This is a genomic window from Synechococcus sp. W60.3, assembly GCF_047502615.1.
Lineage (GTDB): Bacteria > Cyanobacteriota > Cyanobacteriia > Thermostichales > Thermostichaceae > Thermostichus.
In genome coordinates, this window is the sequence record NZ_JANSHJ010000067.1 from 1 (window position 1) to 2,872 (window position 2,872).

At 61.1% G+C, this 2,872-nt stretch carries 3 protein-coding genes; all 3 read right to left on the reverse strand.

The features are described 5' to 3' along the window. Positions 1-54 precede the first annotated feature (54 nt). On the reverse strand, positions 55-765 hold the full coding sequence (locus tag NW846_RS12410) for a class I SAM-dependent methyltransferase (RefSeq protein WP_011429562.1): 711 nt from the start codon (positions 763-765) through the stop codon (positions 55-57). A 49-nt stretch (positions 766-814) separates the two neighbouring features. Then, positions 815-1,762, reverse strand: coding sequence for a sugar phosphate nucleotidyltransferase (locus tag NW846_RS12415; protein ID WP_414348390.1), 948 nt, complete (start codon positions 1,760-1,762; stop codon positions 815-817). A 234-nt stretch (positions 1,763-1,996) separates the two neighbouring features. After that, on the reverse strand, positions 1,997-2,872 hold an 876-nt coding region (locus tag NW846_RS12420; protein WP_414516171.1), incomplete at its 5' end, for an FAD-dependent oxidoreductase.

Consider the following 2,872-nt stretch of genomic DNA (forward strand, 5'->3'; position numbering starts at 1 on the left):
TCGCTTCACCGCTGAGCAGTAATGCTCAGCAGTGTTCAGCGTAAATGTATCAGGTCACTGCTTGCGCTGAATCCAATAGGTGGTAAATAGCTCGCCACTGGCCTGTTTCTGGATTTTGCCCCCCAAGTCGGCGATGCGCCGCTCCCACTCCTGTAGGGGCGTGAGAATCGGCTCGCTGCCTTTGAAGAGCTCAATCAACCCCCACTGTTCGGCCCACACCGACTCAGGATTGACCACTTCGATAATCACTGGCGCAGCCGGACGCAACACCCGCCTCAGTTCTGCCCAAACCGCGTCAAAGTAGTCTATCGGGTAGTAGTACAAAAATCCTGTAGCAATGGCCAGATCGAACTGCTCTGGCCCGTAGTTTTCCAGGTGATGGGCGGATCCCTGCTGCATCGACTTGAACAGCTTGGAGTTAAGCTGCGGTGCCCGCGAGCGCACAAAGCGCACGATCCCCCCGCTCAGCTCATGGCCGTAAAAGTAGGCCTGCCAATCGTTCCAGGGATAGGTCAGGAAACTCACTCCACAGCCCAGATCCAAGCAGGCTTCCCGCTTTTTGGGGGCGCGCAATTGCCAAAAGGGGATCCCCAGGCGTTCCTGGAGGTGATCCCGCTTTTGGGCTTGCCAAAAGGGCAACTGTTCCAGGTCGGGGGGAAGCTGCCAACTGGCCCGACCCAACTGCACCTCCAGCTCCCGGTTGAAGCGGGCGGCTACGGCGGCAAGATAGGGATCCCAGCGTTCCCCGCTTTGCGGTAGCTCCATCTTTGGCCGGCTCTGTTGTGGAGGCTTGGGCGCTTAACTGGCCTTTAACCTAGACTACCAGGAGGCCCGGCCCATAGGCCCCCGGCTGCAGGGATCCATTGACCCAACTGTAGCTGCCGAGGATGGTGCCGGCGGGGACTTGAGCTTGGGAGCCCAAGCGCGTGTAAGCGCCGATGTAGCAGGGCGCGTGCAATTGAACGTCAGGGTGGATCTCGGCGGTCTTGTGAACCCATACCCCTGGCGCCCGTTCTTCCACATCCTCGAGAGGGAAATCCCTCATCCGGCTCAGGAGAATGTCCAGTTGGCCGTGGTAGTAGCTGGCCGGCGTGCCCAGATCCCGCCAGTAGCCAGTGTGCAGGTAGGCTTGCAGCCGTCGCCCCTGCCGCAGCAAGTCGGGGAAGATACGCTGCTCGAAGCTGAGGGGATCCCCGCTGGGGTAGTCTTTGAAAATAGCCGGATCGAGGACATAGGTACCAGCGTTGATGGTGTTGGTGGTGAGGGTGAGGGCTTCGGCAGCAGTGGGCTTTTCCCGAAAGGATTGGATCCGGCCCCCTTCCCCTACCTCCACCAGGCCGTAGGCGGTGACGTCCTCCACCTGGGCGAGGGTGAGGGTGGCGACGGCCCCGCTCTGCAGGTGGCAGTGTATCAAATCTAATAAATCCAGATCGGTGAGGATATCGGCATTGAAGACCACTAAGGGATCCCCGCTGAAGTAGGGTTGGGCCAGCACCAAAGCTCCCGCTGTATCTAGCGGCGTCTCCTCGACGACGTAGCGGAGCTTTACCCCCCAAGCAGTGCCATCTCCCAGAGCCGCCTCGATCTGTCTGCCCAGATACCCCACGCTGAGCAAAATGTCCGTCAGGCCGGCCCGGCGGCAGCGCCCGATCAGCCAGTGTAAAAAAGGCACCTCTAGCAACGGCAGCAGAGGCTTCGGTTGCCACAAGGTCAGCGGCCGTAAGCGAGTTCCTTGCCCCCCTGCCAAAATCACCGCCTGCATAGCTATCCCCAACCCTACTTCTTCCCCGCATAGTAAGGAAAAAGAGCTCGGCCCGCCAGAGTCAATTCGCTGAGGGGGAGATGGCCGCTCAGGTGCAGATGGGGGGCAAACGGGCAGCCGGTTCCGCCCCGCTAAAACCGCCTGCCGCGCTTGGCGTGTCCCTGCCATAGGCCGGTGAAGAGAAAGGGGCCGCAAGGGATCGCCTCCAACCTCCCCTAGCGGGCATTGGCGTTTTTACGGTGCTCTACCTGCTGCAATCTTCACCGACTGCCCCGACGTCTGGGGATCCCGGCAGGCGGCCAGGATGGCCTGGGCGGCCAGGTGGCCGGAGAGGGTAGCCCCTTCCATGCTGTCGATATAGTCTTGGGCGGTGTAGCTGCCGGCAAAGAAGAAGTTGGGCACGGGGGTCTTCTGGTGCGGGCGATAGGGATCCATGCCTGGCGCTTCTCGGTAGAGGGAGTGGGCCAGCTTGACGACGCTGTACCAGGTCATGTTCAGTTGCCGCGACGAAGGAAACAGCTCGTGCACTTGGCGCAGCACGTGCCGGGCAATTTGTTCGTTGGACATGGAGATGAAGGGATCCCCCGGCGTGAGCACACACTGCAGCAGGGATCCCTGGCCGGGTTTGTAGTAGTCGGCGGGGCTGGTGAGAGCCAGATCGGCAAAGCAGGAGAAATCGGCATCGGGGGTGTAGAGGAGGTTGTCGATGCCAACTGGCTGCGGGTGGTCAGCGGCGCGTTTGGCCCGGCCCTTCAGCTCCGTCACCCAGCCGTCGAAGCGCAATTGCACCGTTGCCACGGGTACGGATTCCAGCTTGTAGAGGTTGTCGAACTGGGGCCACTGCCGCCACACCTGGGGGATCAGCCGTTTCGCCCCTTCCACGGCTGTTGCACACACGTACACATCCGCTTCCACCCGCTGGCCATTGGCCAAGACCAGACCGGTTACTGCGTAGGGAGGAGAGTTGCTGACTTCAATGCGGCTGACCCCTCTGCGGGTGTAAACCTGGCCGCCGCGGGCTTGCAGGTAGCGGACGATGGGCTGGGTGAGGTAGTTGTCCGGGGATCCCTTGAGGAAATTGAGCTTGGAGGCCTCTGTTTTGCTGGCAAA

What these genes read in the sequence shown, in the direction of transcription:
- NW846_RS12410 (WP_011429562.1), bottom strand. Translation starts at nt 765, where the DNA reads ATGGAGCTACCGCAAAGCGGGGAACGCTGGGATCCCTATCTTGCCGCC.
- NW846_RS12415 (WP_414348390.1), bottom strand. Translation starts at nt 1,762, where the DNA reads ATGCAGGCGGTGATTTTGGCAGGGGGGCAAGGAACTCGCTTACGGCCG.